We start from the raw sequence: 20316 nt of genomic DNA on the forward strand, positions 1-20316 counted from the left end.
CCAACCGGGCGAGAGGCGTCCTATACAATGACGATTCGGGCATGAGCGAACAAGCAAGCGGCAACGGCGGCAAAATCGCAATTCGGATTCTGGTTGTGGCAGTGGTCGTTTCGGCCCTTGTCTTTGGCATTCGCTACTTCACTCGTAGCGAAGTGGAGATTCGTGTCGCAAAGGTCAGGTATGCCGACCTGGTGAGCAACACCTCCACTACGGGCAAAGTTGAACCCACGCAGAATTTCCAGGCGCATGCGCAGGAACCCGGCAGTGTCCAAGCCGTCTACGTGCGCAACGGACAGCAGGTTGCCGCAGGCACTCTCCTTCTCAAGATGAACTCTGCCAATGCGGAATCGCGTGTCGAAACGGCACGCTCTGCCATTGCACAGGCACAGGCTGCACAGTCCGATATGCGCAACGGCGGATCGAAGGACGAACGCATCGGCATCATGGGCGATCTGGACCGCGCAAAGCTGCAGGTGCAGCAGTCGCAAAAGGATCTCGCCGCCTTACAGGCACTTCAGGCACGCGGTGCGGCTTCTCCGTCCGAAGTAGCTGCCGCACAGTCCCGTTTATCGTCTGCTCAAAGCTCACTTGCCTCGCTCCAGCAGCGTTCGACGGCACGCTACTCATCTACCGACCTGCAGCGCGTACAGGCACAGTTGAATGACAGCCACGCCGCCCTGGGAGCTGCCGAACAACAACTGGCAGAGGCGATTGTTCGCGCTCCGTTTGCCGGTACGGTTTATTCCCTGCCCGTGAAGGCTTATGACTTTGTGGGTGCTGGCGAAGAACTCATCCAACTCGCCGACCTGAACCACATGCAGGTGCGCGCCTACTTCGATGAGCCGGAGATCGGCAAACTGAAGGTGGATCAACAGGTGACCATCAAGTGGGATGCACGACCGTCTCAGGTTTGGCACGGTCACATCGTCCGCACGCCAACAACCGTCATCACATACGGCACGCGTAATGTCGGCGAATGCCTCATTTCGGTCGATGATGCCACGGGTGATCTGCTTCCGAACACGAACGTGAACGTCAGTGTTACAACCCAGGAAGTCAAGCATGTCCTCAGCGTTCCACGCGAGGCGCTACACACTCAGGGCAGCGCGACGAACTTTGTGTACCTGATCCAAAAGGGGCTTCTGGTGAAGCGGAACGTGGAGATTGGAAACTTCAATCTGCTGAACGTCCAGATCCTCTCCGGCTTGAACGATGGCGACACGGTCGCACTCAACCCGACCAGCAGCTCCGAAGACTTGAAAGAGGGACTTCTGGTCAAGGTTGTCCAATAATGATGCGTTCGCTCCAATTCGCAGCCCCCATTCTGCTGGCCTCCATCTATGCCACGGCACAGGTTTCCGCGTCTGCGAAAGCTGACGCGCACAATGGCCGTGTGGACAGTGCGTTTGCCGCGCTGGGTAATGCGAAGAGTGCTGAAGCCGAGTTCATGCGCTGCGAACTGTATAGCTCCATTGAAGACCGTGACCACGCCATCCAGGCCTGCGAAGCGGCAACCGCCGCCGCACCAAACAACAGCATGTATGAATTGACTCTCGCTCGCGTATACGGAGATAAAGCCGATCACAGCGGAGCCTTCACAGGAATGCGCATGGTGGGCAAGATTCGCGGTGCCTTCGAGAAGGCCGTACAGCTTGACGCTTCTAACGTAGAGGCGCTGAGTGACCTCGGCCAGTTTTACGTAGAAGCTCCGGGCATTGTGGGAGGCGGTACGGACAAGGCAAAAGAACTCGTCGCAAAGCTGCAGCCGCTCTCTCCCGCACGCGCCCACCGTCTGAGCGCCATGATCGCCTCCAAGAGCCACGACGACGCAAAAGCTGAAGCAGAATACAAAGCCGCACTCGCTGCAGGTCGTACACCGGAGGCGTGGGTCGACCTCTCGCGCTATTACCGCGACCGAAAGCAATACGATCCCGCAGAAAGTGCAGCACGGTCCGCAATTCAGATTGACAAGGAACACGGCCCGGACACACTAGATGCAGCAAAGCTGCTTCTGCAGATGCATCGCAGCATTCCCGCCGCGCAAGCCGGTCTACGCAGCTATCTGACGACACCGCAACAGCACGTTGCGGCGTATGCGCAGGCTCACGTAATTCTTGGGGACAGCCTGAAAGAATCCGGCGATACAGACGGCGCACAGAAGGAATATGCCGCAGCTCTGGCGCTGGCACACAACTACGAACCGGCACGGAAGGCCGCCGGCAAATGAAGATTTCTTGTCTCCTACTCTCGTCTGCATTGCTCTGCTCCGCCACTGCGGCGCATGGTCAGGTCTCGTTGTCGACAGCAGTCAACCTCGCTCTGAAAAACAGCCCCAAAGTCCGCGGCGCAAAGGCAGACCTGGACAAGGCAAAGGCAACCAAAAGCGAACTGCGGGATGCCTATATCCCCGCCGTGACCACCACAGCAGGATATGGCCAGTCCACCGGCGCCCCTCTTGGCGTGCCGACAATTTTCTCCATCAACGCGCAGAGCCTGCTCTTCTCTTTCTCACAGAAGGACTACATCCGTTCTGCGAGTGAAGGGATCAGGGCTGCAGAGTTAGTCCTGCACAACGCTGAGATCGAAGTCGCAGAAGATACGACAAACACCTATCTCGCGCTCGATTTCGCCGCGCAACGCCGCGCCGTGCTGCTTCAGTCGCTGAACGTAGCGGACCGTCTGGTCACTGTCACCAGCGATCGCATTACGCTTGGCGTAGATCCGAAGGTAGAAGCACCCAAGAGCCGCCGAACCGCCACACAAATTCGTTTGCAGGCGCTTCAAGTAGACGATGATATCGCCGCGAATCGGACCCACCTCGCACAACTAACGGGTCTACCCGAGGCGTCTCTTATTACGGATATCAACTCCGTACCGGAATACCGTCGGCCCGCAGGGGGTTCTACCTCAGACACCACCAGTATTCAGGACAGTGACGGAGTCCGCGCTGCCTATGCCAGCGCACATGCCCGTCAGTACACCGCTTTCGGCGACAGCCGTTATCTGTTTCGTCCGCAGATCAGCCTCGCCGCCAATTACAGCCGTGTCGCCATCGGCCTGGCCGATTACGCAGCCTATTATCCAAAGTTTGGAGCTCCGGGAAACAGCGAAAACTCCATGAGCTACGGCCTGCAATTCAATATCCCCCTGCTGGATATGGCACACCGTGCCAAGGCCCGCGGCTCCGCCGCCGATGCAGCCCGCGCCTACGCGGATGCCGACTTGCAACGCGCCCTGTACCGCGAAGGCCGCGCAAAGCTGCAGAATGCCGCCCGCGAACTCGACCTGCGCTTCCAGCTTGCCCGCGATGATCGCGAAATTGCCCAGGACCAGCTGGAAACGCTACAACTCCAGTTGAATCAGCAGGATGGAAACAACCAAGGGCCACAGATCACTCCGAAGGACCAGCTCAACGCGCAGCTTCAGGAGCGCCAGAAATACCTCGACGTCCTCGCTGCCGACCTGCAACTACGTCAGACACAAGTAAACGTAATGCGCCAGACGAACACCCTCGGCGACTGGATTTTGAGCGCCGTAGGCGGAAACAGCAGCACACTCACACCGTCAATTCCTCCGGCCGCGGGAAACAACACTCCCGGCGTTCCCGGAAAAGCGCCTTCTGGCGCTTCCACCAGTCCGCTTCCACAAGCCCCTGGTCGCTAAACCCCTCGAAACTCTCACTGCCAGGAACACCTTCGGGTTCCCTTGCCCGGAAAAGATCACTGGGGGTGAAGAAATGGTAAAATCGGAGCTATTGCCATGGTATTGAAGACACTGCTTCTGAACCCGCCCTCCTTCGAAAACTTCGACGGCGGCGCCAGCTCACGCTGGCCCGCGACCCGCGAGATTGAGTCCTACTGGTATCCCGTTTGGCTCGCCTATCCCGCCGGCATGCTCGAAGGCTCGCGCCTGCTCGATGCTCCACCGCACCACATCTCCGCGGACGAGACCATTGAGATTGCTAAGGGCTATGAGTTCCTGGTTCTCTTTACCTCCACTGTGGGCTGGGCGGGCGATCACGCTCTGGCACAGGCCATCAAGAAGGCCAACCCCACCATCAAGATTTGCTTCGTTGGACCGCCGGTCACCACTGACCCTGAGCGCGCTCTGAACGAGTGCAGCGCCATCGACTTCATCTGCCGCCGCGAGTTCGATTACTCCGTCGTGGAGTTCGCGCAGCACAAGCCGTTGAGCGAGATTCTCGGCATCTCCTATCGCAACGCAGACGGCACGATCCAGCACAATGCGGACCGTCCGCAGGTGGAAGACCTGGACGCGATGCCCTGGGCTACCAAGATCTACAAGCGCGATATGGACGTCACGCGTTACAACGTGCCGTTCCTGCTGCACCCCTACATCTCGCTGTACAGCACACGTGGCTGCCCGGCGCAGTGCACCTTCTGCCTGTGGCCGCAGACGCTTTCCGGCCACGCATGGCGCAAGCGCTCGACAGATGACGTTGCTGCTGAATTGAAGTGGGCCAAGGAGAACTTCCCTCATGTGAAGGAGTTCTTCTTCGATGACGACACCTTCAACATTCAGAAGGAACGCACCATCGAGCTCTGCGCAAAGCTGAAGCCGCTCGGCATCACGTGGTCCTGCACCAGCCGTACCACCACGCACCGCGACACGCTGAAGGCCATGAAGGAAGCTGGCTGCCGTCTGCTCATCGTGGGTTTTGAGTCTGGCGATCCGCAGATCCTGAAGAACATCAAGAAGGGTTCCACCGTAGAGCGCGCACGTGAGTTCGTAAAGGACTGCCACGATCTCGGTCTGATCATCCACGCCGACTTCATCCTCGGCCTGCCAGGCGAGACGAAGGAATCCATCCGCAACACCATCAACTTCGCCAAGTCACTCGACTGCGAGACCATTCAGGTTTCCGTGGCCCACGCGTACCCCGGCACAGAATTCTATGAGTTCGCCGAAAAGCATGGTTACATCACCAACGAGACCATGAACGACGGTGGCGGGCACCAGATGGCGCACATCGAGTACCCCGGTCTGCCCACGGAGTACGTCATGGAGATGGTGCACAAGTTCTACGACGAATATTACTTCCGCCCGAAGGCCGCGTTCCGCGTGGTGTGGAAGGCAATCGTGAACCGCGACGTTCCCCGCTTGTACGTTGAGGCAAAGAGTTTCATGAAGCTGCGCAGCCAGCGCAACAAGGCTGCTCGTGCCAAGAAGGAAGAAAACGCGCTGAAGCAGCAGGAATCCGTCAGCATGAACGCGTAAGCATAGCGCTAAGACTAGACAGAAAGCCTCCTTCGGGAGGCTTTTTCTGTTGTCCTGCCAATCCGCCAGTGCTAGCGTACGGCCATGAGATTTCGCAACGATTGGCGGCCAGCAGCCCTTTGGATGGCACTCGCCCCCTTCAACGTTATGCAAGGCGTTCACAGGTTTCACAAAGTTGGCTGGCACAGCAGCTATGCGTGGTTTCAAGTTGTCTGCTGGTCCGTCGTCTTCATCATCTGGGGCATGAAGCTAGCCGAGTCCTGGCAGTTCAAAAGCGACCGGTTAGTTATGAACCGCGTCCTTCTTCCAGCCATAACAATTTCCTACACAAACATCACGTCCATCGACTGGACAACGAATAAAAGCTACATCTCTCTGACGCTTGATGAACCGTCCATCTTCCGCAGAATGAAAAAGCGCTACGTGATGGTGCGCGATACGCCTGGATTCCTCAGCGAGATGGAACACCATGTAATGCCCGACGTCCTTCACATCTAGCCGTGCGTATGCCCGCGACAATGCAGCGTTCATTTCAGCTCAAGCCTGGTTTCGGGCAGCGAACCCAAACTCAAACAATTAAGGTTGCGGTACCGTACACGCCTTAAAATAGAAGCTGGATGTCTTCGCACCGCCTCAAATTCTCGCAGTACCTTATGCTCGTCTTCATCATGCTCGGCGCATCCGTGGGGGATGCTCTGCTCAGCCGTGGCATGCGTGAAGTTGGCCCGGTTAGCTTCAGTCATCTCGGCCTGCTTCTTCATGCCTTGCTGAACCCCTGGGTGATCGCAGGTATTGCAGTACTGATTAGTTTCATGGGCAGTTACATGACAGCGCTGTCGTGGGCCGACCTCACCTTTATTCAGCCCGCCACTGCGTTCGGTAACGTCGTCACCGCACTCATCGGACGCATCTGGTTGCACGAGGCCATCACGCCGACGCGCTGGGCTGGTATCGCCTGCATCGTTATCGGCGTAGGTTTCGTGGCCAACGGCCCATCCAAGACAGAGCATAAACATACGATCGCCTTAACGGGAGGCGAAGGCGCATGACGCATCTCTCTGCCGACACCGTAATCACCATCGTCCTGATGGTTGCAGGCGCCACCGTAGGCGAAACACTGATCTCTGCCGCCATGACACGCGTTGGCGACCTGGATGAGATTCGTGCAAAATCCGGTCTGCCCGGAGCAATCAAAGCGGTCGTCTCCTCGCCTTATCTCATCGGCGGCATCGCCTGCATGGCAATCAGCTTTTTCTCGCTATTGTTTGCACTCTCAGGAGCGGACCTGAGCCTGGTTGCCCCAGCGACCAATTCCCTCACCTTCATTGCAACAGCGATTGCTGCAAAGTTCTTCCTGAAGGAAAACGTCGACCGCCGCCGCTGGCTTGCAGCCATCTTCGTAGCCGCTGGCGTAGCACTACTCACCCGCTAGAAACGAGCCGCGAACCGGGTGCCCCACATCTCAATTCTGAGATGTGGGATTCCACAAATGCCATCATGAAGCACGAACCGATGGGAGCCTCCACCGCTTCTACTGCACCGTGACAGACACGGATGCCGTGTGACGTGCCGCCACAGGCGCATCCACTGCGGCTCCGACAACCTGGAAAGTCAGCGTTCCGAGCGGTGTGCCCGAGTCTGTCGTTCCACCACCATTGCTAGAGGTTGAGTCCTCTCCGCATCCGCCGCTCATCAACCCAACCGCCAACAGAAGCACGAACAGCGCGGCTACACGGCGACGGCGTCCTCCCATCAGCAACAGCGCGAACACGCCAACAGCGGAAGAGCCAAACGCAATGCGACTGGCACTCTTTGAAGATGTCGTCGCCTTGGTCGTGTTGATCGTCATCACAGCAGACGATCCCGTGGTGACGCTCGCAGGTGTAATGGAGCACGTCGTCTCTGTGCCAGCCGGGGGCGTGCATCCCAGCGCAATCATCCCGCTGAAGCTATTCACTCCTGAAACAACAACGTTGATCTGTGCGGAGCCGCCCTGTGAAACAGTCGTCGATGCAGGCAGGAAAGACAACGCGAAGTCGCCCATGTTCACGACGATGGCCGCAGCCGTCTCCTTGTTGAATGCCGTATCGCCGGAATACATCGCGACGATGCTATGAGAACCTGCACGCAGTCCCGTAGTGGAAAGCGCGGCATAAGACGTATTCAAGCCGTTGGAAAGCAACGAGGCGCTTCCAAGATTCACCACAACACCGTTGTACGTGTCGTAGAAGGTCACTGTGCCGGAAGGCACCAGAGTCGCGGTTGAGACGCTGGAAGTAGCTGTGGCAGTCAACGTAATGTTCTGCCCTACGATGCCGTTCGTCGTGCTTGACGTTACGGACACCACCGCATCAAGCGGCAGCGGCACCACGGTGATCGCGTCTGACGTGCTTCCACTCCAGTTCGTATCGCCGCTGTACACGGCCGTCACACTCGTCGTTGTAGCCGAAGTAAAGGTGACCGATGCCGTAGCCACTCCATTCGCGACAGCACCTTTGCCCAGATACTTGTTCCCCGCATAAAAGCTCACGGTTCCGCTATAGGTATACGTACCCGTTCCAGTACCGGAGTTGGCCACGGTCGCAGAGATGCTCACCGGCACACCAGCCTGCGGCGAAGAAGGCGCGCCCGTAATCGTCGTCTTCGTGTACCCCTGCGTTGTGGTGAGACTTACTGATGCTGTATTGCAGGTGATGTTGGTATTGCACGTTATCGTGATGGTGTATTTGCCCGGCGGCGGCACGGGGAAAGAAATGCTCGCTGTAGACGTCGTTGCGCCAGTGCCTGTTGCCGCCAACGTTCCGGTATAAGTGCCGTTGTTGCCGCTAACCGTCGCGGTCACAGTGCCAGCCGGCGCAACGCTGCCGCTGGATGCCGACGCGTTAACAGTAATCGTCGCGTTGTACCCGTAAGGCACCGACCCCGTAGGCGAGATCGTCGCTGTAATCGTCGCCGTCACTGACGTGATCGTGATCGTCACCGCGGGCGAACTTGTCGATGCCGCGTAGTTCGTATCGCCGCTATACGTGGCGGTCAATGCGTGACTCCCCACCGACAATGTGCTGATCACGATGCTCGCCGAGCCACTGCTCAAGGTTCCCGTGCCCACAACTCCGCTGGCATCGCTGATGGTCACAGTGCCACTTGGAGCAGTGCCTGCTGCCACATAACTCGATGGAGTCACCACCACATTCAACGTGAAGCTGGTGCCATAAGCCCCGGTGTATCCCGACGAAGAAGTCAGGGCAGTCGACGTAGTAATAAGAGTCGTCGTGGCATCCGCCGTCACTGCATTCGAAGTTGCCGAATTGAAATTCGTATCGCCGCCGTAGACCGCAGTCAATGTATGCGTCACGGTGGAAGTAACAAACGGACGCACCCTGGCAGAAGAAGAAGCGGAGACACTCGTCGCCAGCGAGCCAGCAAACGTAGCAACACCACTTGCACTCAGCGCTCCACTACCGATCTTCGTGCTTCCGTCCATAAATGCGACGGTCCCCGTTGCAACCGTGGAAGACGTACTCGTCACCGCCGCGCTCAGTCCGACAGTTGCGTCCGTCGCTGACGACGCTGTCTTCGTCAATGTCACCGTCGGCGTTATCTTGCTCGTATCAATCGCATTCGAGGTCGCAGTGTTGAAGTTCGTATCACCCGCATAAACAGCCGTCAGAATGTATCCAACACCGGAGGTGTAACTGCCGGTATACGTTGCAACACCGGAGCTATTCAGTGTTGCAGTTCCCAGGGTCGTGCTGCCGTTCAGAAACTGCACAGTGCCCGTAGGGATGGTGGATGTTCCCAAAGGAGGCGTCACCGTCGCCGACAGACTCGTGCCCGCGGTTACGACGGCAAGCACTACACTCGGCGTCACCTTCGTCGTGGCGTTTGCCGTAGCAGTCGCTGTGTTGTAATTCCCGTCTCCGCCGTACGTCGCCGTCACTGCATGCGTCGTTCCGCTGCCCAACGCACCGGAATAAGTCGCAACACCAGAGCTGTTCAGTGTGCCGTTGCCAATAGCCGTTCCATTATCCAGAAACTGCACCGAGCCTGTAGGAGCAACCGTCCCTGTCCCAGCAGTCGATGGCGCTGTCACCGTAGCAGTCAACGTCGCAGCCGTTGAAGTCCCGGTCTGCGTCAACTTCATCGCCGGAGCGCCCTTGCCAACGGTTACGGAAAAACTGGTGGGCGAATAGCAAGAGAAGCTGGCATCCGTCGTGCAGTTTGCCTGGAAATTGAATGTGCCGGCGTTCGTCGCCGGTACACTTACGCTCGCCGTTGCCTGTGCGCTTGTCGAAGCTCCCAGTGTGCCGGTGAATGAACTGGACGCAATCGCCGTCCCATAGGGCCAAACCGTCACCGTACCGGAAGGCGTACCGACACCACTCGGCGAAGAGACACCCACCGATACCGCCATAGTGGTCCCTACCAGCGGCGTACCATTCACACCCGCTACCACTTTTGCTGCCTCGAGCCCAATCGTCACGGTATCGACATTTGTGGTGCTGCCTGCGTACGTGCTATCGCCGCTGTACGTGCCATAGAAACCGTACTGGCCACCTGCAAGATTGCTGGTGGAATACGTCGCAACGCCGTTTGTCATCGCCGCAGAACCCAGCGTGCCACCCTGCGCACTGGCAAACGTGATCGTGCCCGTCGGTGTTCCCGAACCACCAGTGATGGTCACGGTAAGGGTGAGGTTCTGACCATGCGTTACATCCCGCGAGGATGGCGAAAGGACCGAACTCAGAGGATTCGTCGAACCAACCGCCAACGCCTTCACCAGCTTCGCTACATCCACCGTGCCAAGGCCATCCGCCGTATTCCATGTGCCATCGGCCACCGAAGAATCAGCATGGGTGAACACCCCCGGTTCGGGCGCCACCTGGTAGAAGCGCGCTGCAATCTCACCCTGTCTGCCCGAAGTAGTAGTGACAGAGGTCAAACCAGAGGCAAGCGCTGCGACATCTGTCACCGCCGCATCGGGCGTCGCTCGCAATCCATCCGTAGGCAATCCCTGCGCTGCCTGCCAATCCGGTCTCGGCGTTACGTCTTCAGAGTCATCGGCAGCAACCGCCGCCGGTTTCACAACCAACAACGCTCGTTCCGGCACCAGTGAAGACGAAGCACCGGACAGAACAATCGTCTGCCCCTGCGCCGCAGCCTGCTCCAGCACAGCGGTCAATTCCTCAGCAGAAACCGACGTCTTCGTCAGATCCGCAGTCAGTACTGCAGACGTATTCGCATCCACCGAGTCCGCAAGCGCAGCTACCGTATCTGTTGAAGTCGCAGTTACATCCAGACCAGAAACCGACTCGACAACACCGGCCAGCGCATTCGGCACACTCGGCGTTCCCGTCACTGAAACCGCATCGCCTGACGTCAGAGCCATCCGATGCAGCGACACAGCAAAAGCCGTCTCCGTCTGCTGCGCCGTTCCGCTCACGTTCAACCGCATTCCGCCAGCGGCAACCGAGTTCACTTGCAGCCCCTGCGATTGCAGCCAGGTCGTTACCTGCGCAACAGCATCCGAAGAGGGTGCGAACCTCTTTGCGAACGCATCCGGAGTCAGCCACTGATGATACTGACTACTTCCCTTCGTCCGTACGTCTGTCAGGAACGCGTCCAGATCTGCCTGCTGAGCCACTGTGCGCTTCAGCGTGATCGCAATCGACGGCACCTTCTGAGAAGCTGCTACCTCACCTGCATCTGAGCCCCGCACTGCAGCACTCCGCACCTGCGGCAAAGCGGTCCGCCCATCCTGGGCAACGGCAGCGCATGGAAGCATCGCCAGCAACGCCACTCGAAGCAGCACATGAAAATCGGCAGACATAACACGACGGACAAATGGCTTCAATGGCATAAAGGGATGACAACCTAGTTTCCCTTGCCGGTCGGCCTCAAGGCAAGCGCATCGTTTTCAAAGCATTCGTAATCCCACAAATGCGTCCTCCGTCGTAGCATCAGGACATGAACCACTTCGGCATCGTCATTATGGCTGCGGGTAAAGGCACCCGCCTCAAGAGCGCTCTCCCTAAGGTCCTCCACACCGTCGGCGGCAAACCTCTCTTGCTGCATGTCATTGACGCTGCCAAGACCGCTGTCACCGCCGAAAACATTCTCGTGGTCGTGGGACATCAGGCAGACCGCGTGGAAACAGCCGCAGCTCATACGGGCGTGCGGTTCGTCCTGCAGCCGGAACAGCTTGGCACCGGCCACGCGTTGCAATGCGTACAGCAGTGGTTCCATCACAACAAGGTCGCACCGCCTGAGAACCTGTTGGTGCTCTCCGGCGACGTGCCACTCATCCGTCCGGAAACCATCGAAGAGCTGCGCGACATGCACCTGCGCGAACGCGCTGCCATGACGATTCTGACGGCCATCCCCGACGACCCAACCGGCTATGGCCGCGTCCTTCGCAAGCAGGATGGCTCCGATGATGTCGCTGGCATTATCGAGCAAAAGTCACTCTCAGACGACATGCTCGCAACACCGGAACGTCTGCGCGAGATCAACAGCGGCATCTACGCATTCGACACGCAAAAACTCTTCGACCGCCTTGGCCGCTTGCAGAACACAAACTCCTCTGGCGAGTTCTATCTCACGGACGTTGCCGCGATGCTGGTGAACGATGAAGAACGCGTCATCGCCATCCCCGCTGAATCCGTCGACGAAGTACTTGGCGCAAACACCATTGCGGAGATGATGCACCTGGACGCCAGCCTTCGCGAACGCACCACCGCAAAGTTGATGGCGCTGGGAGTCACCATCTTTCGCCCGGAAACCGTCACCATTGATGCCTGTGTTGAAGTCGCCGCAGACACCGTTCTGGAGCCATTCACGCAGCTTCTTGGCAAAACGAAGATCGGCCCCAACTGCCGCATCCGCTCCTACTCGGTCATTGAAAACTGTGTCGTAGGTGAAGGTGTTCTCATCCGCAACGGCAGCATCCTTGCGGATTCCGTCATCGGTGATGGCGCTCAGCTTGGCCCCTACTGCCACATCCGCCCGGAGAGCCACATCGGCGCAAACGCGCACGTCGGAAACTTTGTAGAAACGAAAAAGACCACGCTGGGTGAGGGCTCCAAGGCCAACCATCTTGCCTACCTTGGTGATGCCGTCATCGGCACTGGCACAAACATCGGCGCAGGTGTTATCACCTGCAACTACGACGGCGTAAACAAGCACCGCACCACCATCGGCAATGGCGTCTTTGTTGGCTCTGATTCAACTCTGGTCGCGCCCCTTACCGTGGAAAGCGGAGCATATATCGCAGCCGGAAGCAGCATCACGGAAGACGTCCCGGCAGATGCACTCGCGCTCGCACGCGCTCGCCAGGTAACCAAACCAGACTGGGCCAAGCGCAAGCGAGAGGCCTTGCAGGAAGCACGCAAGGCCCACACCTAAAACCAGCGAAATTGAACTTTGAGGATGGCACGGCAAGGTTCGCTCAGCGAACCTCCAGGGGACGAAGTTCGTCATCCTGAACGAAGCGAAGCGGAGCGCAGTCGAAAGACCTGCATCCTTCTCGCGCGTCTACGGATTGTTCTGGAAGCGTCTTGGCTTAAAGCGAAGTCATAGGCTCTTCGCTGACGAATGTCGTTCCATCCGGCAACTCCGAGACAATCCACACACCACGAAACGCTCCGCGCAGCTCCGGATAAGCGGCCACAATAGCCTTTGCCGCAGCAGCATTCCGAGCACGCGATGCCACGGGATCGTTTAGCGCTGTGTCTGCCTTCACGTGAGCCAGCACATCCAAACCTGCGTTCGCCGGAGCATTCTCCGCACCTAATGACGTCACTCGGACCTCTCCACCTTTTCCATCGCCAATGACCAACGGCTGCTGCTCACTGATCCCGGAAGACAACGCCGGCGGCGCAGCCTTGCTCCGCTCCTCCTGCAACTTGTCCAGGTGCGTACTTGAAACAAACGAAACCGGCTTCAGCAACTGCTCAGCAGCCGAGTAATACACGTACGCATTCCACGCCTGTTTCTTTGCCGCGTAGTCTCGCGCCGCTTTCCAATACCAGAGCCCATCGTGACCAGCTACTGTCGTGGCACGCGGAAACAGGCCACCCAACTGCCACTGTCCCGGCGCGCTCTCCCGCATCAGCAGCGACACCTGCCAGGGTTCTGCAACACCCACCGTATTCAGCACCACCAGGCCGTATTTCCCCGGCGGCAGCGATGGAATCAGAAAACTTGTCTGCGAAGCCCCACGATTCAGGCTGCAGAAGAACTGCGCATCCTGCGAATCACCACGCAACGACGACGCATCCAGCAGCCACACGGTCTCCGGTGCAAACTTTGCGCCCTGCAGATGGGACGCTGACCGCTGGATCACTCCCGCAATGCCAGAAAAATCACTGGCAAACTGCGGCATCGTCTGCGCTTTCACGCCGTCCGCATTGTTCGCCGCTGCCAACGTCGCAAGACTTTCGGCTGCGCGTACCATCCCATCACGCACACCAGGATCCATAGCCGCCTGCGTTGTACAGGTTTCCGCAAACAAAGGAGCTGCCCCCAGCAGGAGCACCGGCAGCCATCGAACACATCGCATCGTAACTTTCATGGACCTCAGCAACGGCAATCCCACGCCGTGGTTGCTAGTCTAGTACAGACGTTCTTCAAGCCACCGTGTGAGCCAGACGGCCCGGCGAAACGTCTTACCGGAGGAATGGCAATGCGATTCACGGCAATCACGCTCTTCCTCCTCTGCGCCCCAGTCCTTGGTGCACAGACCGCGGCCCCTGTGGCCATCCCGGCAACCGCACCGACACAGTCAGTCTCCGATCTTCCCTCCGCACATCCCAATGCCGTAGCAACGGCTCCCGGCACAGAAAGCAGAATCACTTGGGATGGGTCGCGATTGACCGTGGAATCAAGCGGTGAAGCCATGCCAGAGCTCCTTGGCCGCGTCGCTCGAGCAACCGGCATGAAGATCACAGGCGGCGTCCCCGACGAACGCATCTACGGCAAATACGGGCCCGCCTCCGTGCAAACGGTCCTCGCGCAGCTCTTCGACGGCCTTTCCATCAACATGATGCTGGTCAACGAAACCGCCACCAAACCGAAGGAGTTGCTGCTGACCATGCGTAGCGGCGCGGCGACACCACCCTCCACCCGCCAGGTGGCTAACGATTTCCCGCCGCAGCGACCCAATCCTGCGCCCCCGACGGCTCCGCCACCTTTATTAAACCGCGCGCTACAACAGCCCCAATCCCCACAAAATCCGCCCAGTGGGTCACAGTCGGCCTTCCCGGCGCTGGCACCTCCCCCCGCCGAAAACACTGCGTTCACCAATAATGGCAATTCCACGCCCAGCTCGACCACCGACAGCAACACATCCGCGGGCACAACCGACAGCAGCCAGCCGCAGTCGCCCAACGGCGTGAAAACCCCGGAACAGATTTTCGAAGAGTTAAGAAAGCGCCAGCAGCAGAACACCCAATAGGCGCAGTAAAAGGCGGCTGAGAAGCCGCCCTTCGGGGGATGAAAATCTTTTAGGTTTAAGCCAGGTCCACCGCAGTGGCAGCCGCCATACGCGCCGCCTCACGCTGTGCAATTCTCTGCTGGGCCACCTGAATGGAATGGATCTTAAAGATGTGGAACATGCCCACGCAAAGACCATATGCCAGCAGAACACCAAAGCTAAGACTTGCCAGAACCGCACATACCAACATCAACGTCGTCACTGCCGTCTACTCCTGTCCTGAAAAGTAATGCAATCAAAATGCCAACCTGCGACGGGGGAACTTAGTCTCAGGCAAATCTAGTCATAATCCACAACTGAGATGCATGCGAGTATCAATTCGGATACCCGGCTGCACTTGGCGTTTTATCTTCTCGCGGACACTTCCAGTATGCCGCATTCGCACGACTGGCGCGGATAAAGTACCCTAGAATATGCGGCCTAACACCGCCGCCACACGCTATGAGCATCTCTCAAATTACCGTACGCGGCGCGCGGCACCACAACCTGAAAAACATTGACGTCACCATCCCGCGGAACTCGCTGACGGTGGTCACAGGCCTCTCTGGATCGGGAAAAAGTTCCCTGGCGTTCGATACAATTTACGCAGAGGGCCAGCGGAGATACGTAGAAACTCTCTCCGCTTACGCACGTCAGTTCCTCGATCAGATGGAGCGCCCTGACGTCGATTCCATCGACGGTCTTTCCCCCGCCATCTCCATTGAACAGAAGACGACCTCGCGTTCCCCCCGCTCCACCGTCGGCACCATCACAGAAATCTACGATTACCTGCGACTCCTCTGGGCCAGCGTTGGCAAGCCTCATTGCCCACAATGCGGACACGAGATCAGCCGTCAATCCGCCGACCAGATCGTCGAACGCATCGTCGCTCTCAAACCCGGCGAACGCATCACCGTGCTCGCGCCCATCGTTCGCGGCCGCAAGGGCGAATTCCGTGAAGAATTGGAATCCCTCGATCAGCAGGGCTTCCGCGTCCGCATCGACGGCGAAATCACGGAAGTCACCGAAGGCATGCGCCTGGAGAAGCGCAAAAACCACACCATTGAAGCCATCGTCGACCGCGTCATCCTGAAGCTGGACGCCGAAGACAAGCCCGACACACGCCGCCTCGAATCCAGCGTCCAGAAAGCGCTGCAGATGGCCAACGGCCTCGTCATAATCGCCATCCACGGCCTGGACGAGACGCTCTACTCCACCTCCATGGCCTGCCCGGACTGCGGCATCAACGTGCCCAAGCTGGAGCCGCGTTCCTTCTCCTTCAACTCCACCTACGGCGCCTGCACCGAGTGCAACGGCCTCGGCAGCATTTACGACTTCGACCCCGGCAAGACCATCACCGATTGGTCAAAGCCGCTCCTCGACGGCGCGATGGGCCCCGGCTCCGGCTCGGCCTACCTGCTGCGCCTCATCAAGCTCTTCGCCGACAAAAACAAGATCAACCTCAAAGTCCCCTTCGAAGACCTCTCCGAAGCGCACCAGAAGCTATTGCTCTACGGCCCGCCGCGCGCCGAAGCCGGCCGCACCGGCTTCCACGGCATCTTTGGCTACCTGCGCGACACCCTCGAAGAGTCCAAGTCCGACGCCTTCCGCGAGTACTACATGCAGTACATGTCCGCGACCGAGTGCCCTGCCTGCAACGGCAAACGCCTCCGCCCGGAATCACTCGCCGTCAAAGTCGACAGCCAGTCCATCAGCGATTTCACCTCGCTCGCGCTGGACGAAGCCATGGCCAAGGCAAAAACCTTCCACTTCACCGGTCGCGAGAAGCTCATCGCCGACCGCTTGCAGAAGGAAGTCATCGAGCGCCTTGAGTTCCTGAACGCCGTCGGCCTCAGCTACCTCTCGCTCAACCGCAGCGCCGCAACGCTCAGCGGTGGTGAAGGCCAGCGTATCCGCCTCGCCACGCAGATTGGTTCACGCCTGCGCGGTGTCCTGTACGTCCTCGACGAACCCAGCATCGGCCTGCACCAGCGCGACAACATGCGGCTCATCTCCGCTATGGAGAATCTGCGCGACCTCGGCAACACCGTACTCGTTGTCGAACACGACGAAGACACAATCCGCAAAGCCGACTACGTCCTCGACCTCGGCCCCGGTGCAGGCAAGAACGGCGGTTACCTCATCGGCGCAGGCACGCCGGAGCAGATCGCGGCAAACACCGAATCCGTCACCGGCAAGTACATCTCCGGCGAAATCGATATCCGCAGCAACGACGCACCCCGCGCACTCAGCGGCAAGGAGATCGTTGTCCACGGCGCACGCGGCCACAACCTGAAGAACGTCACCGTTGGCTTCCCTCTCAGCGCGCTCGTCGTTATCACCGGCGTCAGCGGCAGCGGCAAGAGCACGCTGGTCAACGACACGCTCTACCGCGCACTCGCCAAGCATCTCTACCGCAGCAAGGAAGAGCCGCAGCCGCACAATCGCATCACCGGCATTGAACAAATCGATAAGGCGGTTGAGATTGACCAGTCGCCCATTGGACGCACACCGCGCTCCAATCCTGCGACTTACACGGGCGTCTTCACGCAGATCCGTGACTACTTCGCCATGCTGCCCGAAAGCCGTGAGCGTGGATACAAGTCCGGACGCTTCTCCTTCAACGTGCAGGGTGGCCGTTGCGAAGCCTGTCAGGGCGACGGTCAGCGACGTATCGAGATGAACTTCCTGCCGGACGTATATGTGTTGTGCGAGGTCTGCAACGGCCGTCGTTACAACCAGGAAACGCTGTCGGTGAAGCTCAACGGCTATTCCATCGCAGACATCCTCGACCTGGCAATCTCGGACGCGCTCGAAGTTCTTGGCGACATTCCCAACATCAAGCAGAAGCTGCAGACGCTGGTCGATGTTGGCCTTGGGTACATTCACCTTGGCCAGTCGGCAACGACGCTCAGTGGCGGCGAAGCGCAACGCATGAAGCTGGCGAAGGAACTCTCCAAACGCCAGACTGGACGCACCCTTTACCTGCTCGATGAGCCAACAACAGGCTTGCATTTTGACGATGTACGAAAGCTTCTCGAAGTGCTGCAAAAGCTTGTCGATCTTGGCAATTCTGTTCTCGTCATCGAGCACAACCTCGACGTGATCCGCAACGCCGATTACCTCATCGACATGGGGCCTGAAGGTGGTTCGGGTGGTGGTACCGTGGTGGCATCAGGCACACCGGAACAGGTGAGCAAGGTGGCTGCGTCACACACTGGGCAGTTCCTGGCCAAGCTCTATCAGGAACGTCCGAGCAGTGAGCGTGCGCCTGCACCGGCTTATGTGGAGCCTGTGGTAGTGAAGACGGAAGTAGCGAACCCGACCAAGTTCGCCCCCTCGGCAGAGGAACGCGCTGCACGCCGCAAGGCGGCAGCAAAGAAGTCTGCCGAGAAGAGCAAGGCCAAGAAAGCCGCAGCAAAAGCGGCTGAGAAGACGTCTACAAAAACAGTGATAAAGACTAAAGGGAAGAAAGCCGAGTGACGGAACCTCAACCGAATGAACCAGGCGTTACTCACGATGGCTTCCGTCCGGAAGACCACTTCGTCATTCGCTCGCAGAGCGATGAGGCATATTCTGCTTCCGTATTGCGCTCTGACGCATTCCCTAACCCCACCTTCACTCGTTCCCCGGACGATGTGCCGCATGATCTGCTGACGCATCAACCACGCCAGCCCAATCTGGGTTACTCCGCTGCCCTGCTCGGCATCGGAGTTCTGGCGCTCTTCGCTGTCTCCGTTTTCATGGGCATCATTGGCTTCATCACCCACACGAAGCTCATGGCAACCTCTGCATCGATCCCTCTTACCAGCATCCTGATTGAGGCGGTCACCTTCCTTATCACTTACGGCATTGCTTACGTTGCGTTCCCGCGTTTCTGGCAACGTCCATTTGGCCAGGTGATCCACTGGAACCCTTCAGTGGCAAAGGAACATGTGCCGCAACTCATTGGCATTGGTATCGCCCTGAGCGTTGTGGCGCAGGCGCTGGAGAGTCTGCTGACACTGCCGAAGGAGATGCCTGTCGACGCCTTCTTCAAGCAGCCATCAACCCTTTGGATCATCGCCATCTTCGGGACGTTTGTGGCTCCTGTTTGCGAAGAGGTGTTCTTCCGCGGTTTTCTGCTGCGCGGATTCGCCATCTTCTTCGACTGGATTGCGCTGCCGAAGACGGACGAGGCACGCGAGTGGTGGCAATCGACCAGCGGCCTGTCGCAGCGGAGCATGATTCTGAGCGGCGTTCTAACCAGTGGTCTCTTCGCAGCCATGCACGCAGCGCAGTTGGGCTGGGCATGGAACGCGGTTGGCGTGTTGTGGATTGTTGGCGGTGGCCTTACGTACGTCCGTATCCGCTACAACTCAGTCGCCGCCAGTTCCGTAGTTCACGCGGCTTACAACGGTCTGCTCTTTGCGATCATGTTCGTCATCACCGGCGGCTTCCGCCATCTCGATAAACTCGCGAACCACTAGATAAACGGTGCCGATCCGTTGCAGCGGAGATCAGATGCCCCAGATTCGCGAAGCTAACCTGGGTATCGCGCAAGGCGCGATGAAACGGTCAAAGACCGTCATTCTGAGCGCAGCGAAGAATCCCAACGAACTCTCATCCTGCCAAAGGCAGCCCGAAGCTTTCAGCCACAAAACCCAAACCAGCTTCGCCAAACAAAGTTCGTCATCAAGCGAAGCTCATACGATTCGAAGAGTCGTCATCCTGAGCGAAGCCGAAGGACCTGCTTTCCTTCCCCCACTGCCGCGCATCAGTAAAGCAAACTATCGACAAACCCAAAAGGGGTGCCCCACGTCTCGCTTCTGAGACGTGGGATCATCGCGCTTCAGCGTGATCGTACGAACGAAGTTCATCTCCTGCAAAGCTCATACGAACGAAGAATCCTTGACTTCAAAGACTGTCGCTGAGCGAAACCGAAGCCTCGTTTATACCGAAGCCCTTCATACCAATCTTCAGAATCCACTTACAAGGCGGACGATTGCGTTGTCAGCGCTTCGGCATGAGCAAGCTTCCGGGTAAGCAGCACACCAGCGATCAGGAAGTAAATCGCACCGAAGATTGCGTATCCGCCAAGGTCTTTCACGTGAACCTTCCCGCTCAAGCCGCCCAGCAAAAAAGCAATGCCAGCCACACTCGATTGCGCGCCACTCAAAATCATCGCCCACTGCCCGCCAAGCTGCCTGCGGCGGATCAGCCCGGCAACAAGCTGCAACAAGCCTGCTCCAAGCGCCCATGCGCCAAAGGTTGCGATGGCGAACTTCGGTTGGCTGAAGATCGTGAACCCAATCCCGGCAGCGACAGCCGTGCCCAGAACAGCATTCACCACCTGCGATGTCCGCGCGCTTCCATCAGAGTTTGAGGTTGTTAGATCCCATAGCGTGCAGGCCACATCCCAAAGCGGATAAGCGATCAGAAGAACGGCTGCCACACTTGGCTGCGTCCCCGCCGTTGCCAGCACTCCCACAGCCCACAGGATCTGAAACACGGTGCGAACAAAATACAGGTTGCGCAGAGAGCGCGAGGACGTAAGAACATTGGTCTGCATAAATCACCTCTACCTTCTAGTTGGTAGGTTTGACTTCCCACAAGGACACAGTCAT

General features: G+C 58.3%; 15 protein-coding genes. 11 read left to right on the plus strand and 4 right to left on the minus strand.

What is annotated here, in order from left to right:
• The first annotated feature begins 41 nt into the window (after positions 1-41).
• The 7 genes from JAO32_RS04180 to JAO32_RS04210 all read left to right on the plus strand — a co-directional run bounded on the left by JAO32_RS04180 (position 42) and on the right by JAO32_RS04210 (position 6670).
• Positions 42-1292: an efflux RND transporter periplasmic adaptor subunit gene (locus JAO32_RS04180; protein ID WP_334237794.1), complete on the plus strand. Its 1251-nt coding sequence runs from the start codon at positions 42-44 to the stop codon at positions 1290-1292.
• Positions 1292-2227 (plus strand): tetratricopeptide repeat protein, encoded by a 936-nt coding sequence (locus JAO32_RS04185; RefSeq protein WP_334237796.1) that lies wholly within the window; start codon positions 1292-1294, stop codon positions 2225-2227. The genes JAO32_RS04180 and JAO32_RS04185 overlap by 1 nt, the downstream gene beginning before the upstream one ends.
• Positions 2224-3663 (plus strand): TolC family protein, encoded by a 1440-nt coding sequence (locus tag JAO32_RS04190; RefSeq protein WP_334237797.1) that lies wholly within the window; start codon positions 2224-2226, stop codon positions 3661-3663. Before JAO32_RS04185 ends, JAO32_RS04190 begins: the two co-directional genes overlap by 4 nt.
• A 96-nt stretch (positions 3664-3759) precedes the next feature.
• The gene (gene hpnJ, locus JAO32_RS04195; RefSeq protein ID WP_334237798.1) at positions 3760-5238 is read left to right on the plus strand and encodes a hopanoid biosynthesis associated radical SAM protein HpnJ; all 1479 of its coding nucleotides are present in this window, start codon (positions 3760-3762) and stop codon (positions 5236-5238) included.
• 123 nt (positions 5239-5361) lie between these two features.
• The gene (locus JAO32_RS04200; RefSeq protein WP_334237800.1) at positions 5362-5736 is read left to right on the plus strand and encodes a hypothetical protein; all 375 of its coding nucleotides are present in this window, start codon (positions 5362-5364) and stop codon (positions 5734-5736) included.
• A gap of 119 nt (positions 5737-5855) precedes the next feature.
• Positions 5856-6287 carry an EamA family transporter gene (locus JAO32_RS04205; RefSeq protein ID WP_334237802.1) on the plus strand — a complete coding sequence of 144 codons (432 nt, stop codon included), beginning with the start codon at positions 5856-5858 and terminating at the stop codon, positions 6285-6287.
• On the plus strand, positions 6284-6670 hold the full coding sequence (locus JAO32_RS04210) for an EamA family transporter (protein ID WP_334237803.1): 387 nt from the start codon (positions 6284-6286) through the stop codon (positions 6668-6670). The genes JAO32_RS04205 and JAO32_RS04210 overlap by 4 nt, the downstream gene beginning before the upstream one ends.
• 99 nt (positions 6671-6769) lie before the next feature.
• Here the strand turns inward: JAO32_RS04210 and JAO32_RS04215 are convergent, their stop codons facing one another.
• Positions 6770-11098: an Ig-like domain repeat protein gene (locus tag JAO32_RS04215; protein ID WP_334237805.1), complete on the minus strand. Its 4329-nt coding sequence runs from the start codon at positions 11096-11098 to the stop codon at positions 6770-6772.
• Between the two features lie 107 nt (positions 11099-11205).
• On the opposite strand from JAO32_RS04215, the gene glmU reads away from it, so the two are divergent.
• A complete protein-coding gene (gene glmU, locus JAO32_RS04220; protein ID WP_334237807.1) occupies positions 11206-12642 on the plus strand; it encodes a bifunctional UDP-N-acetylglucosamine diphosphorylase/glucosamine-1-phosphate N-acetyltransferase GlmU in 1437 nt (478 codons plus the stop codon).
• Positions 12643-12799: 157 nt separating this feature from the next.
• On the opposite strand, the gene JAO32_RS04225 is transcribed toward glmU, so the two are convergent.
• Positions 12800-13798 (minus strand): hypothetical protein, encoded by a 999-nt coding sequence (locus JAO32_RS04225; protein WP_334237809.1) that lies wholly within the window; start codon positions 13796-13798, stop codon positions 12800-12802.
• Between the two features lie 123 nt (positions 13799-13921).
• Between JAO32_RS04225 and JAO32_RS04230 the strand changes: the two genes are divergently transcribed.
• Positions 13922-14692, plus strand: a complete 771-nt coding sequence (locus tag JAO32_RS04230; protein ID WP_334237811.1) for a hypothetical protein — start codon at positions 13922-13924, stop codon at positions 14690-14692.
• 55 nt (positions 14693-14747) lie between these two features.
• Here the strand turns inward: JAO32_RS04230 and JAO32_RS04235 are convergent, their stop codons facing one another.
• Positions 14748-14933 carry a hypothetical protein gene (locus tag JAO32_RS04235; protein WP_334237813.1) on the minus strand — a complete coding sequence of 62 codons (186 nt, stop codon included), beginning with the start codon at positions 14931-14933 and terminating at the stop codon, positions 14748-14750.
• Positions 14934-15172: 239 nt separating this feature from the next.
• Here JAO32_RS04235 and uvrA point away from each other — a divergent pair, with 239 nt between their 5' ends.
• Entirely contained in the window at positions 15173-18193 is a 3021-nt protein-coding gene (gene uvrA, locus JAO32_RS04240; protein WP_334237815.1) for an excinuclease ABC subunit UvrA, read from the plus strand.
• Positions 18190-19179, plus strand: coding sequence for a CPBP family intramembrane glutamic endopeptidase (locus tag JAO32_RS04245; RefSeq protein WP_334237817.1), 990 nt, complete (start codon positions 18190-18192; stop codon positions 19177-19179). Before uvrA ends, JAO32_RS04245 begins: the two co-directional genes overlap by 4 nt.
• Before the next feature lie 500 nt (positions 19180-19679).
• Here JAO32_RS04245 and JAO32_RS04250 read toward each other — a convergent pair whose 3' ends face one another.
• Positions 19680-20261, minus strand: coding sequence for a hypothetical protein (locus JAO32_RS04250; protein WP_334237819.1), 582 nt, complete (start codon positions 20259-20261; stop codon positions 19680-19682).
• Positions 20262-20316 lie beyond the last annotated feature (55 nt).

The sequence above is a fragment of the Terriglobus sp. ADX1 genome (assembly GCF_036877645.1).
Lineage (GTDB): Bacteria > Acidobacteriota > Terriglobia > Terriglobales > Acidobacteriaceae > Terriglobus.

Coding starts and splice junctions, on each gene's coding strand:
- uvrA (WP_334237815.1), top strand. CDS start 15,173: ATGAGCATCTCTCAAATTACCGTACGCGGCGCGCGGCACCACAACCTG.
- JAO32_RS04180 (WP_334237794.1), top strand. CDS start 42: ATGAGCGAACAAGCAAGCGGCAACGGCGGCAAAATCGCAATTCGGATT.
- JAO32_RS04225 (WP_334237809.1), bottom strand. CDS start 13,798: ATGCGATGTGTTCGATGGCTGCCGGTGCTCCTGCTGGGGGCAGCTCCT.
- JAO32_RS04205 (WP_334237802.1), top strand. CDS start 5,856: ATGTCTTCGCACCGCCTCAAATTCTCGCAGTACCTTATGCTCGTCTTC.
- JAO32_RS04190 (WP_334237797.1), top strand. CDS start 2,224: ATGAAGATTTCTTGTCTCCTACTCTCGTCTGCATTGCTCTGCTCCGCC.
- JAO32_RS04230 (WP_334237811.1), top strand. CDS start 13,922: ATGCGATTCACGGCAATCACGCTCTTCCTCCTCTGCGCCCCAGTCCTT.
- JAO32_RS04200 (WP_334237800.1), top strand. CDS start 5,362: ATGGCACTCGCCCCCTTCAACGTTATGCAAGGCGTTCACAGGTTTCAC.
- glmU (WP_334237807.1), top strand. CDS start 11,206: ATGAACCACTTCGGCATCGTCATTATGGCTGCGGGTAAAGGCACCCGC.
- JAO32_RS04215 (WP_334237805.1), bottom strand. CDS start 11,098: ATGCCATTGAAGCCATTTGTCCGTCGTGTTATGTCTGCCGATTTTCAT.
- JAO32_RS04250 (WP_334237819.1), bottom strand. CDS start 20,261: ATGCAGACCAATGTTCTTACGTCCTCGCGCTCTCTGCGCAACCTGTAT.
- JAO32_RS04210 (WP_334237803.1), top strand. CDS start 6,284: ATGACGCATCTCTCTGCCGACACCGTAATCACCATCGTCCTGATGGTT.
- JAO32_RS04185 (WP_334237796.1), top strand. CDS start 1,292: ATGATGCGTTCGCTCCAATTCGCAGCCCCCATTCTGCTGGCCTCCATC.
- hpnJ (WP_334237798.1), top strand. CDS start 3,760: ATGGTATTGAAGACACTGCTTCTGAACCCGCCCTCCTTCGAAAACTTC.